Raw genomic sequence first — 18611 nt, 5'->3', positions numbered from 1 at the left:
TTAAATTTAAACTTGAAGGAGTCGCAATGACGACACTTAGCAACGATCTTTTTCAGACCTTTAATAAAGTCATTCACCACTATCGCCATTATTACGGTATGCAATTTTCATCGCACCATAAATCTGTCAGTCAAATTCGCATTTTAAAACTACTCCATCAACAAAATGGGCAAATGCAAAGCACGCTTGCTCAAACGTTGGCGATTCGGCCCTCTTCGTTGACAGAGTGCCTCAATAAACTGGCTGCTAAAGACTATATTCACCGTCAATCTGATGAACATGACAAGCGTGTGACTCACGTTTTTATCACACCAGCTGGTCGTGCGATTATCCAAGAAGCCTTTGATGGCCGCGATGAGTTTACGGAAACCTTATTTAGCAGCCTTTCAAGTGAAGAACAAGCAACGCTTAATCAGCTGCTCACCAAATTAGAACACACCTTATCAGATACTCAAAATTTCGACTTTATGGCTGAATTCAAAGAACGTTTACACCATACTAAACTTTAAAAAAGCACTATTTTAGGAGGTTCTCATGCGTAAAATATTAGAATATTCTCTGGCGGGGGTTTTATCTTTTCTCTTTAGTAGAGCCTTCATTCATCGCATCGTTTTACCCACACTTTGGGGTTATCCCCGCTTAACCCGTGTGATGGCTAGATTTCCTAAGACGACCGTCCTATTAATTCTCTTTTTGACCCTCGCGCTCTGGTTAGGCTGGATTCAGTGGGACTTAAAGCGCCTTTCACCGATTTACGGATACTTGATTTATAGCGTCTATCTCCTGCTACTCTTCATCGTATTGTTCACAAAAGCCAGTGTTTACCATGCTGTCAGCCTGAATCCATTTGATTTTATTAGTCATGATCGCCGTACAATTCTGGAGGCCCTATTAAATGTCATCTACTTCATCCCACTGGGCGGTCTCTATAGTTTAAAAGCGGATTTCACTGAAACCAACATTATCGCATTGCTTACCATTTTAGGAATTGAAATTCTTCAATACGTCTTTTACTTAGGGACTTTCGCTATCAGCGATATCATTCTCAACTGGGTAGGTTGTCTAATCGGCTTTACTTTATTCACGATTGGCGCCCGCCATTTCAAACAAACGATTAAAACTAACGCATAAAAAGAGCGCAGGACAAAAGTTATTTTTTGTCTCGCGCTCTTTTTTTAGACTAGTAATTGTTGATAAATTTGCTTACTCATCGTGACCAACGATGGTGTTGATTTATATTGGTTGGATAATAAAATAATCCCTGATTCACCATTTTGGGACATCTGAACATGACTTTCAAAGCCTGCTTCAATACCGTGACTAGTGAAATAATCGCGATAATTATAAACACCACCTGAATATTGGCCATTATTGGTGTGCCGTAATTGTTGTAAGTACTTCGACTTAAAGACCTTACCTTGCACAATTGCCTCTTCAACTTGATACAAGCTGCTAGCAGTCGCATAGAGATTACCCGTCCCAAGTTCCCGTGTATAGATATAGGCCGGGTCTTCAATTTCTGCACCGTATGCCCCATTTTTTTGGTAGGCATAAGCCGTCGCATGCTGTGGATCCGAAAAGTTTGGCATGAAGTTAAAGGCCTGAACCCCCAACGGCGTAATAATCTGTTGTTTCATCAAATCATTGTAGCTTTTATGTGTGGCTTGCTCCAAAAGCCCCGCTAACAAGACATAATTGACTGGCGAATAGGCATGTTGGCCAATCTTTTTAACCTGCAAATGTTTGATTGCAAATTGGAGACGTTGTGCATCAGTTTGAACAACTTTAGGCGCGCTCGTTTCAAAAAGCCCTGAACGCATATCCAACATCATTTGTAATGTAATCTGGTTTGCTTTGGGAATTTGTGGATAAAAGCGACTGAGATGATCCGTCAATTTCAACTGACCATTTTCAACAGCCTTCATCACGAGTGCCGCAGTAAGTGACTTTTGCACCGAGCCAATTTGATACGTCGTTTTGGGCGTCGTAAATTGTTCGCTATTCGCGTAACCACGGCCACCTTGATAAATGACATGATTATGGCGAACGATTAAAATGGTGCCACTGAAATTATTATCTAATAATTCTTGTTTTAAATATGCCTGCTCTGGCGTCGTTAATTCATTAACCACCCGATCATCAATATCATTTTTATTGACTTTGGCACGCTGAATATCTAACTGCTTTTTGGTTAACTTCAATTGCATTTGCGTATTAGCCAATGCTTGCCCCTGTCGACCAAATTGTCTTCTAAAATAAAAGGTCAGACTGACACCTAATACTAAAACACAAATCGTCAAGGCAATATTAATTTTCTTTCTCTTCATCCGTTTCACTACCTAGTGCTAGTCTTCCCTTCTTGAGTACTGTTAAATCTGTGCCAAATTGATAATAAAGCGCTTCACCGTTTGCGACTTCCACGCCATCAATGGCCTGATCTGAAATTTGTTCAATAACCTTAATTAAGGCACGCAAAGTCGAGCCATGCGCAACAATTAGCTGATCTTGCCCAGCAAGTAACCCCGGCACCACTTGATCTTGCCAATAAGGTAATAAACGTTGGGTGGCTTGCGCCAAACTTTCGCCGCGTGGTCGACTCTTACGTGGCACTAAGCGATAGCGACGCGCAGTTGATGACCGAATTAAAAGTGGCGGCACCGCTGTATAACTGCGCCGCCAGCGCGCTACTTGGTGGACACCAAAAACGGTTCTCGTCGTGTCTTTGTTCAAGCCACGCAAAGCACCGTAGTGTCGTTCATTCAAGCGCCAACTCTTAGTCATTGGTAGCGCCAATTGATCGAGTTCTTCTAAAACAATGTAACTGGTCAAAATTGCCCGTTTCAATAAAGACGTGTGCACGTGGCTAAATTGAAAGCCAGCGTCTTTTATCTGCCGGCCAACTTGATGGGCTTGCTGTCGCCCTTTTGACGTGAGCGCCACGTCCGACCAACCGGTATAGGTCTTCAGTTGATTGGCGACACTTTCGCCGTGTCTAACAATTACTAAATTCGCCATTTTTCAAACTCACTTTTCACGTAACTTAAGGCCTAATTCAATCGACCGATCCACTAAGACGGATTGTGAATCAACTACTGGAAAATCATGGTCAGGTGCCCATTCTTGTGCCAGTGACAATTCTGTACAACCCAAAATAATCGCGTCGCATTGTGTTTGCATCTCCGCTAGAATAGCATGATATTTCTCAGGTTTCATCTGTGATTGGCCCTTGATATCATTGAAAATCAAATCCATCGTCCGTTCTTGCAAATCAAGACTAGGTTTCACCACTTCATAACCTTCAGCTAACAATGCTTCATCATAAATCCCATCAGTCACAGTCCCTTTAGTACCCAAAATACCGATTCGTTTAGCATCTGGATAGGTTGTTTGAATACTCTTGACCGTTTCCCGAGGCATATGAACAATCGGTGCTGAGGCAGCTGCTTGCAAGTCGTCGTAAAAATAATGCGCTGTGTTGCAGGCAATGACAAAAAAGGCTGGTTTCAAAAGACTTTGTTGTTGAATATCTTCCAATAAATCAGGTTCCGGACTTGGTTGACTGTGGTCCATTAAGTACGTTGACCGATCAGGAATTGTCGCGTGATTAACCACGATATAGTTCAAGAAATCCTGATCTTTAGTCGTTGGTGTCCGTTGATTAAGAAGTCTGATATAACTTTCGGTTGCAGCCGTTCCCATGCCGCCGAGCACTGTAAAAAACTGTTTCATAGTCGCGATCACCCTTTATTTTCTTTAAAATAACGTGCGAAGTTCTTACGATAATTGTGTAACATCCATTGTGTTAATACCCACCGTTTAGGGTTGTTATCTTTTGCATATTGGAAAGTTGTGCCATAACGACCCGCTTTGATTAAGGCTAAAGCCTTTGTCTTATCTTCGTTATCGCGCGCGTATTTTTCAAAAACACCCTTTGAAACACCTAACCAAAGTGCTGCTTGATCATTATCTTTATTGGCATAAACCGTTGCTTGGTCCTTCAATTCGCCAGTCACGTAATCCTTAACAACCCATTGTGCCAAGTTGTAACCATTTAATGTGACGAAGAAGCTACTCCGGCCTTGACGTAAGTTGATTTCAAATAACTTGTAAGTTTGATCGCGTTCATCGTACTTCATATCGAAGTTGGCGTAACCCGTGAACTTGATGGCTTCCAAGAAAGTTTGAATTTGCTTGTAGATTGTTTCGTTGTATTCTGGCATGATCGCCACGTAATTCCCGATTGCTGATGGTGCGGGATCTTCCAATAATGGATGACCTAAACACATCATCTTCACTTGGTGGTTTTGATCAACATAGGCGTTTAAAACACGCATCCGACTGTCATCTCCAGGGATGAAGTCTTGTAAAATCAAGTCTGATGTGTAGCCATTGTCATAGATTTTTTTAATAATCATATCGAATTCAGCTTGTGATTGAATCCGGAATGCTTTTTTACGACCTTCAAAATGAACATCTAACCATTCAACAGAGTTAGCGGGTTTTAACGCCACTGGGTAGCCAAAAGGTTGGTCCACTTGACCATCAAGCACCATTTGTTGCGTAATTGTCTTAGTCTTAGGATAAGGCAAGTCGAATTCTTCACAAACTTGGTAGAAGTTTTCCTTGTTATTCAAACGTTTTAATAAATCATAATCGATGTAAGGACAAACAAAGGCTGCTTCTAATTCTGTTTTATGTTTAGCAATTAATTCAGCGTACCCATCACCACAACCAATTAAAATCACTGGTTCTGTGTGTGTTTGATATTTTAAAATTAAGTCGCGCATCTTTTCAATGAAGACGGGATCTTCACTGAAACCAGGTGTGATATCCACATCCACGATTTTTGTATAGCGCGTTGGGGCAAGCTCAGCACCGGCATAAGCTTGCACGGGTTTTCCTGTTAATTCATAGAATGAGCGTGCCATTCCATAAACATTAAAATCACTACCGAGTAATACGGGTGTAAAATTAGCTTCAATTATTGGCATTACTTTCACCTCTTAGAAATAATGCCTCTAGTATACCACGAACGCCTTGTCGAGAGACATCCTCTTTACCTTTTCATAAATATAACAGAATTGTCACGCTAGCTTCAATTTCGTTAGTTCGTTCGATGGTGAGAACCACTTGTCGATGCTAAACTAAATTTATCATCTACTTGGAGGGATTATTATGTCAAAGAAAGCGCGTCTACTCGCAGTATTAGTTGGAATCGTATGTGTCGGTTACTTAATCGCAAGCCAGTCAATCAACGATCAATCTGCGGCGCAATCTGATCGCCAAGAACGACAAAGCATCCATAAGATGGCCCGTTAATCGTTAAGTAGCTATACGACTTTGTTGTCATCAAGCATTTGATTGTAGTACAATGAAGGTACTGAATTTTAAGGATGTGCCAAAATGTCAAATAAAGCAAAAGAATTTTGGAAATCAACATTACAAATTGTCCTATTAGCCGCTGTCATGGTGGGTATTTCACAGTTATTATTAACCTTCGTGATTTCCAATGAACAAGTTTTTGGACCTTCAATGCAACCGAACTTTACACAAAATGATCGCGTTATCGCGCTTCGCCACGCCAAACTCAAACGGGGCGATGTCGTCATTCTCAAAGCACCTGATGCTAAAGGGGAATTCTATATCAAACGAATCGTCGGAATGCCTGGCGATACCGTTCGATTCGATCGCGACCAGCTATACATCAATGGTAAAAAAGTCAGCGAACCATATCTCAAAGCCTATAAGGCTGATTTTTCAACCTACCTCGCTGGTTCAGATTACTTCACACTTAACCCCAAAACAAACGGTCCCACTTTTGATCTCAAAGATGTTTTAGGTCAAAAGAAGGTCCCAGCGCATCACTACTTCGTCATGGGTGATAACCGGACCGTTTCTAAGGATAGCCGTTACAAAGAAGTCGGCTTCATCAGTGATGATGCCTCAGCTTATAACGGGATTCAAGGGGTCGTTAAGTTACGCTACTGGCCAATTACGAAATTTAAAATCTATTAGAAGTGCGTTGTCAGTGGTTAGCTTTTGAGCATTTGCAGAACTTAGCGAATTGGTGATGGAATCACCGGTTCGATAAGTTTAGCAAAGCACAGAAAGCTACTGACAAAAGCACGTTAAAAAAGAAGTGCGTTTAAAACGGTTTGACTTTGAGCATTAGCACAGCTCGGTGAATAACTGCTGCAGGCAGTTGTTTGACGAGTGACGCTAAGCACAGAAGTCAGTTTCAAATATCAAAAAGAACCCGGACAAATTAATTTGTCCGGGTTCTTTATTTTTTATAGATAAACACTGATGCCGAGTAAAATCATAGCTAACAGACCGATTGCTAACATCAATGGTAGCACAAACTTCAACCATTTATCGAACGTGACATGGACCATCGCTAACGATGCTAAAACCAAGCCAGTTGGTGTGATAAATGACATGATCCCTTGCCCCCAGTTATAGGCACTGATAATCACGTCGCGGTGAACGCCAACCACGTCGGCCAACGGTGCCATGACCGGCATCGAAAGGACGGCCAAGCCGGAACTCGATGGGATAAAGAATCCTAATAGGATGAAGACGAAGAACATCACGGTTGAGAAGATGACCCCGCTCATGTGTGAAACACCATTGCTGAGCCAGAAAAGTAAGGTATCACTAATCTGAGCTTGTTCCATGATAATCGTCACACCCCGTGCAAGGGCGATGACCAAGGCAACCCCTAGTAAATCAGAAGCGCCAGCCACAAATTCACCTACGAAGTCTTTTTCAGACAAGCCAGAAATGAAGGCTAAGATAAAGGTAATCGCTAAGAATAAGGCCGAAATTTCATTGAAGAGCCAGCCCCATTCCTTAACGCCAAAGACCATGATGACAAAACCGGCCGCAAAGATGATTAACATTAATTTCTTCCGGAAATCAAACTTAGGCACGACGTTATTTTCTTGATCACCCAAGAAATGAGCTTCTAATTCTGCTTTTTGACTATAAATTAATGATTTTTCAGGATCCTTCTTCACCTTTTCAGCATAGCGAATGGTATAGAAGATACACATCGCCGTTCCGATGACGAGCATCACTAATCTGAGGCCCATCCCTTCTGTAAAACTAATCCCGGCGGTGTTCGACGCGATAACGACTGAGAACGGGTTCACCGTTGACGCCATTGTCCCGATTGAACTACCTAAATAAATCGCGGCGATTGCGACCAGCGCATCGTAGCCGGCCGCCATGAAAATGGGCACTAAAATGGGATAAAAGGCAATCGTTTCTTCAGCAAGACCAAAAGTGGTCCCCCCGAGTGCGATTAAACTCGTCACAATCACGATCAACCAAGCTTCACGGCCTTTTAACTTCTTAGATAGGGCAGCCATTCCGGCAGCAAATGCCCCGGTTTTATTCACGACGCCCACAATTCCCCCTAAAATAAGGACGAAGGTAATAATATCGATTGTTTCAGCCAAGCCTTGAATAGGCGCATTCAAGAACTGCTTAACCGCGCCAAAAAGGCCGGTATTGGCTTTTTTCAAATGTTGATACGTATTCGGAATCGCTACGGGTTTGTATACGGAGCCATCCTTAAATTTCGCTAAACTCGTATTAACATGGTACTTCTTGAGTGTTGCTTGCGTCCCGGGAGCCGTTGATTCACGGCCGGTCGGGCTAGTAATGGTAAAATTATTGCTTTGGGTATTATATTGTAAACTCGCGTATTTCCCAGACGGCATGAAATAGGTCAAAATCATCACTAATAATAAGACCAATAAGATCACCGTATAGGCGCTTGGAAAAGTAAAATGATGTCGTTTCTTCGTTGCCATTGTCGCTCCTCCTTTATAAATCACTGGTATACCTCTAATACTAGAAGATTATGACAGTGTCGTCAATCAATTACCCGCTTTATTTAAACCGCTTTCTATTTTTTTAACCTTGGGTTTGCGCTTAATCTGTGCTAGAATGACACAAAGCAAAATAAGGGACGACAGAGAGCGTCCTTTTTGGAGGAAAATTGAATATGAAAACTATCACGGCACACAGCCAACATCGATTAACAAGCTACCAGTCTAAGGTGGTCGCCTCAACGACCGCCGGGTTCGGACTCGAAAACATGGACGTTATGTTCTTGTCTTTTGCCTTATCGTCCATTATTGCTGAGTTACACCTCAGTGGCACCCAAGCAGGACTGATCGCAACGATTACTAATATCGGGATGTTGTTAGGTGGCGTTTTTTTTGGCGTTTTAGCCGATCGCGTCGGGCGCATTAAGACGTTCACCTATACGATTTTTATCTTCGCCTTTGCCACTGCAGCAATGTATTTCGCAAATTCACTCACCCTCATCTACCTTTGTCGCTTTTTAGCCGGAATTGGTGCTGGTGGCGAATATGGGATTGGCATGACAGTCCTTGCGGAAAGCTTTCCCAAAAAACAACTCGGGCGCGTTTCATCATATGTCGGTGTTGCCGGCCAATTAGGGGCGATTGCCGCCTCACTTTTAGCCGCTTGGGTATTACCCCAATACGGTTGGCACGCACTATTTTTATTCGGGCTATTCCCAGTGATTATCACCTTCTTCATTCGCCATCACTTAGTCGAAAGTCGCAACTTTGACACCGACCAAGCACGACCTAAAGGCCAAATTAAAGCCCTCTTCAAAACGCGTCAATTAACGCATCAAACGTTAGCTTTAATGGTTATGGCAGTGGTTCAAATCGCTGGGTACTTCGGGTTAATGAACTGGTTACCAACAATGATGCAACAACAGTTACACCTCAGTGTTGCTGGCTCTTCCACCTGGATGCTCGCAACAATTGTCGGGATGTCAGCCGGGATGCTAACCTTTGGTTGGATTCTCGATCGCATCGGACCTCGCGTTGCTTTTAGCAGCTTCTTACTCGCGTCTGCAGCCGGCGTCTATGTGTTGACCTTACCTAAAAATATGACCGGCCTCTTGATTGTCGGCGCACTTGTTGGCTATTTTTCAAACGGGATGTTTGCCGGCTACGGAGCGATTGTTAGTCGCCTCTACCCCGCTGAAGTTCGGGCAACTGCCAATAACGTCATCATGAACGTTGGTCGCTGTGTCGGTGGATTTTCAAGCGTGATTATCGGCTGGTTACTGGATCACTATTCCATTCTAACCGTCATGTTATTCATCTCGACGCTTTATTTAATCAGCTTCGTCGTGATGCTCACCGTTCAAAATTTAAAAGCGGAACGCTATTTTAACCATCTGTAAAAAAAGAAAGTGTTATATAAGTCGGGTATATCCTGAGGATTAACAGAGAGTGGCGAATGATTGCTGTAAGCAATCGTTTGACATTCGGCGTTAACCACAAGGATATGACTTATATAACACGTTTAGACTATAAAAATTCGGGTATCAAAAAAGGGGTTGGGACAAAAATAAATTTTGTCCCAACCCCTTTTTTATTGTTTAAAACGCACGCTTATTTTTATAAACTGCCGCCGCGGACTTCTGCTATGTTGCCGACTATCGTAAACGCTAGCGGGTCCACTTCGTGAATTTTATTAATGATGTGTTGGTAGGCCTGATTTTCGACCACTAACATCAACATTTGCTTGTCTTCGTTAGAGTAACCACCTGTTACGTCAAAGATTGTCACACCGACATCAGCTTCTTCCACCAAATGTTCTTTGATAGTTGCCAACTGTTCGTTACTCATCACGTAGAGCACCTTTTTCCGGTTGAGGCCTGTTTCGATGTAATTCATCGTAATCAATGTCAGAATCGATGAACAGGTTGCTAACATAAAGGTTTCAAAACCAGAAACAAAAACATTGGCAAAACAAACTAATAAATCAACGACCAACAAGCTTAATGCTGGTTTGATATTAAAATACTTCTTAAAAATTAATGGTGGCACGGTTGAACCGCCACTAGATGCATCAATTCGATATAACAAGGCGATTCCGGCAGCATATACCACACTCCCGATAATAATCGCCAACAGTTTATCTTCAACCACCATCGCCTGCGGAGTGATGGCCAAACAAACTGGTAACATAAAACTACCAAAGAGGATTCTTAACGTGGTCTTTTTATCGAGGAGAAAATAAGCTAAGATCAGCATCCCGATGTTGATCACTAAGACCACCGTCGAAATCCGCCAGCCCATTAATTCCTCTAATAAAATTCCCACACCGGTTGCCCCACCGGCTGCTACTTCGTGGGGGGCAAAGAAGAGTTGGATCCCAATTGCAATTATTTCTAACGCAATTAAGATTAAACCCATTTGCAGCATCGTCTGTTTCAAATTTGATAAACGCATCGCTTTACTCATTTCTTTTTTGGATTGTTACCATAAGTATATACGAATATCAAATGATATGCCACTTTGACGCTTTTAAGTAACTAGTCTTGTGCTAAAGCTGCTAATTTCCGAGCGGTGTTGGCATTGCGGATTGTAATCCACTGGTAAAGTGCCTTATTTTTAACAATTGTCGCCCAGCGCGTGTGCCCATGTGTCTTAACAGGTGCACTCCAGAAAACAAACTGCCCCGTAACAGCAACCTGCTCATAATCAGCCTTAACCGGTCCAAGTTGTTCACTCAGCTCAGCCGCTGTCTTAGGGGCAATTGCAACAATTAAATTATGGGAAGTCCCAGCAGCTGCTCCCCACCAATTAGGGGCTTGTTCCACAGCTGCAATTAGAGAATCAGCCGTAACAATTGCAATCCGGACTGAAAAGCCAAACGTCGTGACCATCAATTGATCACAAACCGCCACCAATTCCGCCAGCTCTGTTTCTGGTGTTTCAAATAACACATTACCACTATTAATATAGGTCCGCACATTCGTAAACCCGGCATCTTCAAACGCGATCCGTAACAAGTTCATCTGAACTTTTCGCTTACCGCCAACATTAATTCCCCGTAATAATGCGATATACTGCATCTTCGCGCCTCGTTTCTACTTAGTTACTAATCATCATAACTTAAATTGATAATTCTGACTATATAGTGAGAACCGTTCGGCCCGATAAGCATAACCAATTGTCGTAAAGTTGGTAAACGTCAAATTATAGACCACTTTATTAGTTTTGGGATCGACCTCTACAATACGACTGGTCTTGCCTTGATCGTTAAACCCAAAATCAATCAAGTAATCGCCATTTGTTAATTTACGCGTACAGCCGATTACTTCACTAAAATTCGTTTTACCCAATGTTTTGCCGTAGGACCAGGTTTTCTTAATCGTCTTATCCTGTTCATCAATTAAATAGCTGACACCCTCGGAGTACTTGCCAGACGTCTTCTTATCGCCATTTGAAACGGCCATATCATTGTTGAACAACACTAGTTGCTTCTGGTCCGCTTCGCCGGTCGGCCAAATTGTGGCGGCGTGTTGCCCGTTTGGCTGTCAGCAGCTTTCAACAATAATTTACGGTATTTCAATGGCCACTTGCTAGCCGATTTACTACTGAATAACCACTTAATTTTAGATGTCTTGTAATCTAGTTTCATGACTAAATCCTGATTGCGACTTGAAATGACGATGCTATCATCACTGGTATCATAGTCGATTGAATTTTGGTGGAACCAATCTAACTTGCCATCAGCACGTTTTGTCGCCTTATAGGTTTCATAGAGCTCAGCTGGTAAAAGCTTCTTCAAATCAATCACTTTGACCACTTTGCCGGTTTTACGTGATAACTCGACCATTGTATCCTCCACGTATTTTGAACCCCCATCCGAAACCGTCAGCAATAAATTATGGTTCGGTAATTCAATCGCATCATGGTGGATAATGGTTGTTTCGGTTTTATCATTTGCCGATTCATTGTTACGCGTTTCGGTTGAGAATTGGTATTCGCGATAAACACGTCCCATAAAGTCGGTTTCCAACAAATCATTGTAGACTAAATCTTTATTATCTGGTTTCGTTAAATACAGAAGATGGCCGTTGCTGAGTACTTTAAAAATATGTTGAACATAGTTGGTTGAATACCACCGAATTTCACCATCCGCATCGACCCCAACTGGATATTGTGTTGAACGCACTAAGAACGTTAGGCTACTATTGCCAATTGACATCTTCGTCTTATCCGCTTTTTTGACCTTCAATGACATCGAAGCAATTGCTTTCGGTAAAGCGGCTGTTTTGACAGTAATCGTTTGATACGTCTTATGGCCCGCTTTATCCGTTAATGTTAAGCGCACCTTATTTTGATAGTTCGCATAAAGCCCTAAAACCGAAATGGTATGACTCTTGGTGTAATTTTTGCCAACTTCACTCTTAATGCTGGTCTTAGCGGTTTTCCCCACCACTTCGACCGTGACCTTAGTCGCCGTATTTGTTTTAAACAACACCAGCGCACTCAGAGGTGACGTCCCATAAGGATTGACCTTAACATAGGGCTTAGCGCTCGTATATTGATCAGAGTTAAGTGCTTTTTTATAAGTCGCGGTTAATTTCTCCTGACTCGTCTGCCGCGTCTTGATTGTCTGACTACCAATGTTTTTGATAATCTGAGACGTACTCAATATATCCTTGTTAAATAACGATGAGCTTCCTACTAATTTAAAAAGGAGCAGCCCCGCTAAGATGATTCCTAGGAGAATGATCGTTCCTTGTTTCAGACGTTTTTTCATACACAATACCTCGTAATCTGTTTATTAGTAGTATATTAGCTTTCCTTTGTGAATATTTAATGATTAATTATCGAGATATTTTCGGAAAATTTCGTCTTTGTAAATGGCATATCACGCCCATTTAGCCTATAATAAATAGTTATGGATTTACTAAAAAATAACAAGGATGGCTAAAGCAATGACAAATCAACTAAAGCCGCAAAATATCGCTAAAGGGATGTTTTGGGCAACCATGGCTTCTGCACTTTGGGGCGTCTCTGGGACAATCCTCGAATTTATCTCGCAAGGGCAAAAAGTCCCTGCGACTTGGTTCTTATCTGTTAGAACCTTAGGTGCCGGTCTAATTCTCTTACTAATCGGTGCGATTAAGTTCAAACAAGATATCTTCTCAATCTTTAAATCTAAGCGATTGACAGCCTGGTTAATCGCCTACGCGCTTTTTGGGATTATGGGGAATCAATACACCTTCTTCATGAGTATTCAAACTGGGAACGCCGCAGCGGCTACTATTTTGCAATACTTGAGCCCACTTTTCATCGTAATTGGAACGCTCGCCTTTGTTCGCAAGTGGCCTAACCGAATTGATTTGATTTCATTTGGGATTGCCTTAGTTGGGGTTTTCCTCTCAATTACCAAAGGAAATATTCATACATTGACAATTCCGTTTAATTCATTAATCTGGGGGATTTTATCAGGGGTTACCGCAGCGTTTTACGTTGTTTTACCACGCCCTATCGTCAATGAAAAATCACCGATTTTAGTGCTTGGTTGGGGGATGTTTATCAGTGGGATTTTATTTAACATCAACCGCCCATTCTGGCAAGCACCACCTCATTTAAATGGTTCTGGGATTATTGCAATCTTAGCTGTCATTTTAATCGGGACAGTTTTTGCTTATCTTTGTTTATTACACAGTTTAAATTTCGCACCATCAACCGTAATCAGTATCGTAGATGCCGTGCAACCCGTAATCACCTTCATCCTCAGCATCATTTTCTTCCACTCAAAATTCAGCTGGGTTGAAATGAGCGGGGCGATCTTAGTGATTCTCGCGATTTACATCTTACAACGCTATCAAGAAGCGGACGGCGAACCACTCGCCTAATCAAAAAAGAGTGCGTTTGAAACGGTTTGACTTTGAGCATTAGCACAGCTCGGCGAATAACTGCTGTAAGCAGTTGTTTGACGAGTGACGCTAAGCGCAGAAGTCAGTTTCAAAAAGCACGTTTTCAAAAGAGTGCATTGCCAGTGGTTAGCTTTTGAGCATTTGCAGAGCTTAGCGAATTGGTGATGAAATCACCGGTTTGATAAGTTTAGCAAAGCACAGAAAGTTACTGGCAAAAGCACGTTTAAAATCAGAGTGTGTCGTAACCCTGATTTTATCCCGAGGATTAACACAGAGGGACGAATAATCGCTCGGCGATTATTTGGCGCTCAGGGTTAACCGGAAGGATATGGGTTACAGAACACGTTTAACCAATAAACACCTCAATATTACAAAAAAGGGATCCGACAAAGTTATTTTGTCGGATCCCTTTTTATTACCTATTGAATTGTTAATATCGGGTCAAATAGTCTTAATTCATTACAATCAACGTTTCCTAAATCAGTAATGGCTAAATCGGGAATCGCTGTAATTGGTAAGAACGTCATATAAAACATCGGATCGACCACTTCACTCCCAATAGCTTGGCTGGCTTTTAAAATGCCTTCTTCTTGAACTGCCAATTCAGCCGGCGTTACATCGCTGACAATCCCGGCGATTGGTAGTGGTAAGAAACTTAAAATCTGACCATCAGCAACGACCACTTGGCCACCATCGCGTTCGATCAACGTATTGACCGCCAAAGCCATATCGTCTGGATTAACACCCATCACGATAATGTTGTTATCATCGGGTGCAGCGGTTGAAGCCATCGCACCTTTTTTGAGTGTCCAACCCGAAGTGAACCCTAGTGACTGGTTGCCATTTTTACCAAAACGTTCCAAGACGGAAATCAATGCGACGTCTTTTGCTGGATCGATTTGGACGATGCCGTCTTCAACCGTCAACGTCTTAGTCTTAGCATGGCGGACAAAAGGTCCTTCGCTGGCAATCGTTTGAACAGTGACCTGACTTGCATCTGCTGCCACATGATATTCAAAGTCGCTGGCTTGGACAGCCTCTCTGATAATAGTGTTAGCTAAACTAGCCGGGCGAACCGGGCGTTCAATACTTTGATTGATGTGCCCGTCAGTTGCCACCGGTTGACCTTTAGCCAAGACGCGTTTAATCTCAAAAGCTTCCAAATCAGAAACCAATAAGATATCCGCATTGCGCCCTGGTGCGATTAAGCCGACTTGATCATCAATGCGGTAGGCTTCAGCACTATTGATTGTTGCCATTTGGATGGCCGTCATTGGCGCAACCCCGGCCGCGATTGCCAAGCGCACTAAATGATCGAGATGGCCTTTATTGACGATATCCATTGCGTTAACGTCATCCGTACAAAAGCTGACATGCCGTGCAATCTGACCGTTTGTTTCAGTGATAGCGCGAATATTTTCGGCTAAGAAATGCGTCACTGATGATTCACGAATCACAACGTTGATCCCTTTGCGAACCTTTTCCAATAATTCCTGATGGTCGTAACTCTCGTGATCGACCCGGACGCCACTCATCAAGTATTCGTTCAACTTAGTGCCCGTTGCCATTGGCGCGCAGCCCCAAACGGGTACGTGGTTATCTTGGGCATTCAATAATGTTTTTAAGGTATCTTCATCTAGTGTTTCAACTGCTTCACGCACCGTTTCCCAAACGCCGTAAACGTCAGACCGTTTTTGCAGTTGCGCTTGGACCGTTGAATCAATATTATCAGCGATGGTAGAAGCTGGAATCGTGTAAGGGGTCTTGAATGGCGCGCCCCAGAAAACGCGCATTGGTAATTGATCAACTTCTTTAAAGATTTCTGATAAACCGTCGACACCAATCACTGAAATATATTCGTCTAATCCTGAAATAATGCTGGTTGTGCCGTGTGGAACAACGGCTTCAGCAAAACTAGTCATACTTAACTTACTACATTCCACATGAATGTGACCGTCAATTAATCCCGGTACAATGTATTGTTGCTTAGCATCAATCACACGCGTTTCAGTCCCTTGATAAGCTGAAACATCGGGATCCACCGCTACAATTTTACCTTGATAAATAGCGACTTCTGCCGGATAAATTTCGGCAGTCATCACATTGACTAACTGACCATTTTTAATAATGAGGTCTGCGGGCCGTTTAGCACCTCCAGCTTGAATTAATTCTTTAAAAGCCGTTAAGCGATCTGACATAATCATCGTTCTCCTTTATTTCGGTAAGATATTAATGACGTACAACAAGATAACAAAAACAACGAATAAAGCGTACATGGCCGGATGAATTTCCTTGCGCCGACCCGCAGCAAGCATTGTCACAGGGTAAACTAAGAAGCCAAAAGCAATCCCGTAAGCAATGTTGTAAGTCAATGGCATTGCAATAATCGTTAAGAAACTTGGTAACGCCACTTCAAAGCGACTCCAATCAATTTTACTTAATGAGCTCGCCATTAAAACACCAACGATAATTAAAACTGGCGCGGTCACTTGTGATGTAACGACTGTTAATAATGGTGAGAATAACATCGAAAACCCGAACAATATACTAACCACCAAACTAGTTAAACCCGTCTTACCACCCATGGCAATCCCAGCAGATGATTCAACATACGCGGCTGTTGGGGTCGTGCCCATAACTGAACCGGCCATCATTGAAACAGAATCAGCCATTAACGCTTGGCCAATGCGGGGCATTTTACCATTTTTCATGAAGCCAGCTTGTTCTGCCAAACCGATTAAAGTCCCGGCAGTATCAAAGAAAGCTACCAATAAGAAGATTAAAACGACTGCCCATAATTGTGGTTGATTGATATCACCTAAGTGTTGGATCCCTACGCCAAACGTGGGTTTCATACTTGGTGCAACTGACATCAATTGTGCTGGTAATGGAATTAATTTTGTCACTAAGCCTAAAATAGTGGTCGCAATCATCCCAATAAAGATGGCACCATTTACCTTTTTAGCCATCAATACACCGGTCACGACTAAACCGAAAATCGTGAGCCAAGTTGTTGGCACCGTGAATGAACCCATTTGAACGAGGGTTGATTTGCTGGCAACGACTAAACCGCCACCTTGTAACCCGACAAACGCGATGAACAGACCAATTCCGGCGGCCATCGCTAGTTTCAAATCATGTGGAATCGCGTCAATAATGTATTCACGAACCTTGAATAAGGTAATCACCATAAAAATCAATGATGCGACCACGACACCCGCCATAGCGGTCTGCCAAGAAATGCCCATCGCAATGACGACTGAATATGTGAAAAACGCGTTATCGCCAAGTCCTGGGGCAATCGCGATTGGATAATTGGCTAAAAAGGCCATTAATAACGAACCAACAATTGCGGAAAGAGCGGTCGCTGTGAAGACTGCGCCTTTATCCATGCCGGCTTCGCCTAAAATCTGTGGATTAACGAATAGAATATAAGCCATCGAGACAAACGTTGTCAGTCCCGCGAAAATTTCGCGTTTCATTGTTGTGCCAGATTCTTGTAACTTAAACATGCGATCTGCGCTTGCTTGAATCCCTGATTGCTTCATTGGTGCCATTTCCCAATCACTCCCGTTTATCATTAATAACACTAGTATGCCAAAATGCATTTGATTATTCAAGAACAATTTTATTTTATTTAATTAAATAGTTCGTGTTTAACTTGAAATTGCGAATTTTCTAAATTATGCTAGTGCCAAGTTATTAATCCATTAAGAGGCAGATTTTATGACACAATTGGCAACACGTGACTTTATTGATGGTTTACCTAAAGCAGAATTACATCTTCACTTGGAAGGCACATTGGAACCCGAATTGAAATTAGCCCTTGCGCAAAAAAATGGCGTTGATATCGGCCAAAGTACGATTGAAGAAGTTCAAGCAAGCTATAACTTCAACTCACTTGCATCATTTCTCGCGGTTTATTACCCCGCAATGAATGTTTTACAAACTGAAGATGACTTCTACCAATTGGCATTAACTTATTTAAAAAAGGCCCACCAAGAAAATGTCCGTTACGCCGAATTATTTTTCGATCCCCAAGCTCATATGACACGTGGTGTGGCTTTTGAAGCTGTTGTGAATGGCTTTTATCGCGCTTGTGTCGATGCCCGTGCCTTCAACGTCGACGCCCACTTAATCATGTGTTTCCTCCGCGATCTTTCCGCAGAGTCAGCGCGCCAACTACTAGAAATCGCCAAACCCTACCAAGCTAAGATTCTCGGTATCGGTTTAGACTCCGATGAACATCACAATCCACCATTGAAGTTCCTTAGAGAATACGGCGATGCGGTTGCTCAAGGTTATCGGATTACGATGCATGCCGATATCGATCAAGTGGACTCAATCCAACACATTCAACAAGCCCTCGAAATCATTCGCGTTGAACGCCTCGATCACGGTACCAATATCGTTGAAAATCCGGACTTGGTTGACTGGGTCGAACAACTTAAAATCGGCTTAACCTCTTGCCCTCTTTCTAACCGCCTCGTTGCCGATGATATGAAGGATCGAGAAGTTCTCGAGTTGATTGATCACAATGTTAAAGTCTCAATTAATTCTGACGATCCAGCTTATTTTGGCGGCTATATCAACGATAATTACGAAGCCATCGCTACTAAAAATGATTTAACTATTGACCAAGTCGTTCAGTTTGCAAAGAACTCATTTGAAACAGCGTGGATTAGTGATTTCCAAAAACAAACCTACCTCGCAGAAATCGACGCTTATGTCGCAGATTACTTGCAAAAATAAGATATTCAAAAAGCGCGTTTGAAGTGAACCCCCGATATTGGACCAAAATCCAATACCGGGGGTTTTTATATTGACCAAATATTCTAAAGAGTTAAAAATGAAAGTTGTTCAGGATTAT

16 protein-coding genes and 1 pseudogene are annotated in these 18611 nt (G+C 42.4%); 7 read left to right on the top strand and 10 right to left on the bottom strand.

The features are described from left to right. Positions 1-26: 26 nt before the first annotated feature. A complete protein-coding gene (locus NDN60_RS06520) occupies positions 27-509 on the top strand; it encodes a MarR family winged helix-turn-helix transcriptional regulator (RefSeq protein ID WP_099947589.1) in 483 nt (160 codons plus the stop codon). Between the two features lie 25 nt (positions 510-534). Further along, entirely contained in the window at positions 535-1131 is a 597-nt protein-coding gene (locus tag NDN60_RS06515) for a VanZ family protein (RefSeq protein ID WP_011373815.1), read from the top strand. 44 nt (positions 1132-1175) lie between these two features. On the opposite strand, the gene NDN60_RS06510 is transcribed toward NDN60_RS06515, so the two are convergent. Genes NDN60_RS06510 through NDN60_RS06495 form a run of 4 tightly spaced genes read right to left on the bottom strand, consistent with a single transcriptional unit; the run spans position 1176 to position 4991 of the window. Further along, entirely contained in the window at positions 1176-2327 is a 1152-nt protein-coding gene (locus tag NDN60_RS06510) for a serine hydrolase domain-containing protein (protein ID WP_011373814.1), read from the bottom strand. Continuing rightward, on the bottom strand, positions 2308-3015 hold the full coding sequence (locus tag NDN60_RS06505; protein WP_056948569.1) for a 2,3-bisphosphoglycerate-dependent phosphoglycerate mutase: 708 nt from the start codon (positions 3013-3015) through the stop codon (positions 2308-2310). The genes NDN60_RS06510 and NDN60_RS06505 overlap by 20 nt, the downstream gene beginning before the upstream one ends. A 9-nt stretch (positions 3016-3024) precedes the next feature. After that, positions 3025-3729: an aspartate/glutamate racemase family protein gene (locus NDN60_RS06500; RefSeq protein WP_016264381.1), complete on the bottom strand. Its 705-nt coding sequence runs from the start codon at positions 3727-3729 to the stop codon at positions 3025-3027. An 8-nt stretch (positions 3730-3737) separates the two neighbouring features. Next, a complete protein-coding gene (locus NDN60_RS06495) occupies positions 3738-4991 on the bottom strand; it encodes a carboxylate--amine ligase (RefSeq protein ID WP_056948568.1) in 1254 nt (417 codons plus the stop codon). A gap of 184 nt (positions 4992-5175) precedes the next feature. Between NDN60_RS06495 and NDN60_RS06490 the strand changes: the two genes are divergently transcribed. Continuing rightward, the gene (locus tag NDN60_RS06490) at positions 5176-5319 is read left to right on the top strand and encodes a hypothetical protein (RefSeq protein WP_011373810.1); all 144 of its coding nucleotides are present in this window, start codon (positions 5176-5178) and stop codon (positions 5317-5319) included. 84 nt (positions 5320-5403) lie between these two features. Beyond that, positions 5404-6015, top strand: a complete 612-nt coding sequence (gene lepB / locus NDN60_RS06485) for a signal peptidase I (protein WP_011373809.1) — start codon at positions 5404-5406, stop codon at positions 6013-6015. A 275-nt stretch (positions 6016-6290) separates the two neighbouring features. Here lepB and NDN60_RS06480 read toward each other — a convergent pair whose 3' ends face one another. Beyond that, positions 6291-7820 (bottom strand): YfcC family protein, encoded by a 1530-nt coding sequence (locus NDN60_RS06480; protein WP_016264379.1) that lies wholly within the window; start codon positions 7818-7820, stop codon positions 6291-6293. Positions 7821-8014: 194 nt separating this feature from the next. On the opposite strand from NDN60_RS06480, the gene NDN60_RS06475 reads away from it, so the two are divergent. Then, on the top strand, positions 8015-9238 hold the full coding sequence (locus tag NDN60_RS06475) for an MFS transporter (RefSeq protein WP_056948566.1): 1224 nt from the start codon (positions 8015-8017) through the stop codon (positions 9236-9238). A gap of 217 nt (positions 9239-9455) precedes the next feature. Here the strand turns inward: NDN60_RS06475 and NDN60_RS06470 are convergent, their stop codons facing one another. From NDN60_RS06470 to NDN60_RS06460, 3 genes and pseudogenes are all read right to left on the bottom strand, one after another. Continuing rightward, positions 9456-10292 (bottom strand): YitT family protein, encoded by an 837-nt coding sequence (locus tag NDN60_RS06470; protein ID WP_035147113.1) that lies wholly within the window; start codon positions 10290-10292, stop codon positions 9456-9458. Positions 10293-10375: 83 nt separating this feature from the next. After that, the gene (locus tag NDN60_RS06465) at positions 10376-10918 is read right to left on the bottom strand and encodes a DUF1697 domain-containing protein (RefSeq protein ID WP_099947588.1); all 543 of its coding nucleotides are present in this window, start codon (positions 10916-10918) and stop codon (positions 10376-10378) included. 33 nt (positions 10919-10951) lie between these two features. After that, positions 10952-12615: pseudogene (locus tag NDN60_RS06460) on the bottom strand (aryl-sulfate sulfotransferase). 178 nt (positions 12616-12793) lie between these two features. Here NDN60_RS06460 and NDN60_RS06455 point away from each other — a divergent pair. Next, positions 12794-13720 carry a DMT family transporter gene (locus NDN60_RS06455; RefSeq protein WP_011373802.1) on the top strand — a complete coding sequence of 309 codons (927 nt, stop codon included), beginning with the start codon at positions 12794-12796 and terminating at the stop codon, positions 13718-13720. A 440-nt stretch (positions 13721-14160) separates the two neighbouring features. Here the strand turns inward: NDN60_RS06455 and NDN60_RS06450 are convergent, their stop codons facing one another. Together NDN60_RS06450 and NDN60_RS06445 are read right to left on the bottom strand one after the other, a co-directional pair. Beyond that, complete coding sequence (locus NDN60_RS06450; RefSeq protein WP_011373801.1) at positions 14161-15945, bottom strand: adenine deaminase C-terminal domain-containing protein; 1785 nt, start codon at positions 15943-15945, stop codon at positions 14161-14163. 9 nt (positions 15946-15954) lie between these two features. After that, positions 15955-17298, bottom strand: a complete 1344-nt coding sequence (locus NDN60_RS06445) for an NCS2 family permease (protein ID WP_011373800.1) — start codon at positions 17296-17298, stop codon at positions 15955-15957. A 169-nt stretch (positions 17299-17467) separates the two neighbouring features. Between NDN60_RS06445 and add the strand changes: the two genes are divergently transcribed. After that, entirely contained in the window at positions 17468-18493 is a 1026-nt protein-coding gene (add, locus tag NDN60_RS06440; RefSeq protein WP_099947587.1) for an adenosine deaminase, read from the top strand. Positions 18494-18611: the final 118 nt, after the last annotated feature.

Origin of the sequence: Latilactobacillus sp. (assembly GCF_033176295.1) — a bacterium.
Classification (GTDB): Bacteria; Bacillota; Bacilli; order Lactobacillales; family Lactobacillaceae; genus Latilactobacillus; species Latilactobacillus sakei.
The sequence above is the reverse complement of the archived record's forward strand: the minus strand, read 5'-3'. Positions and strand labels throughout refer to the sequence as shown.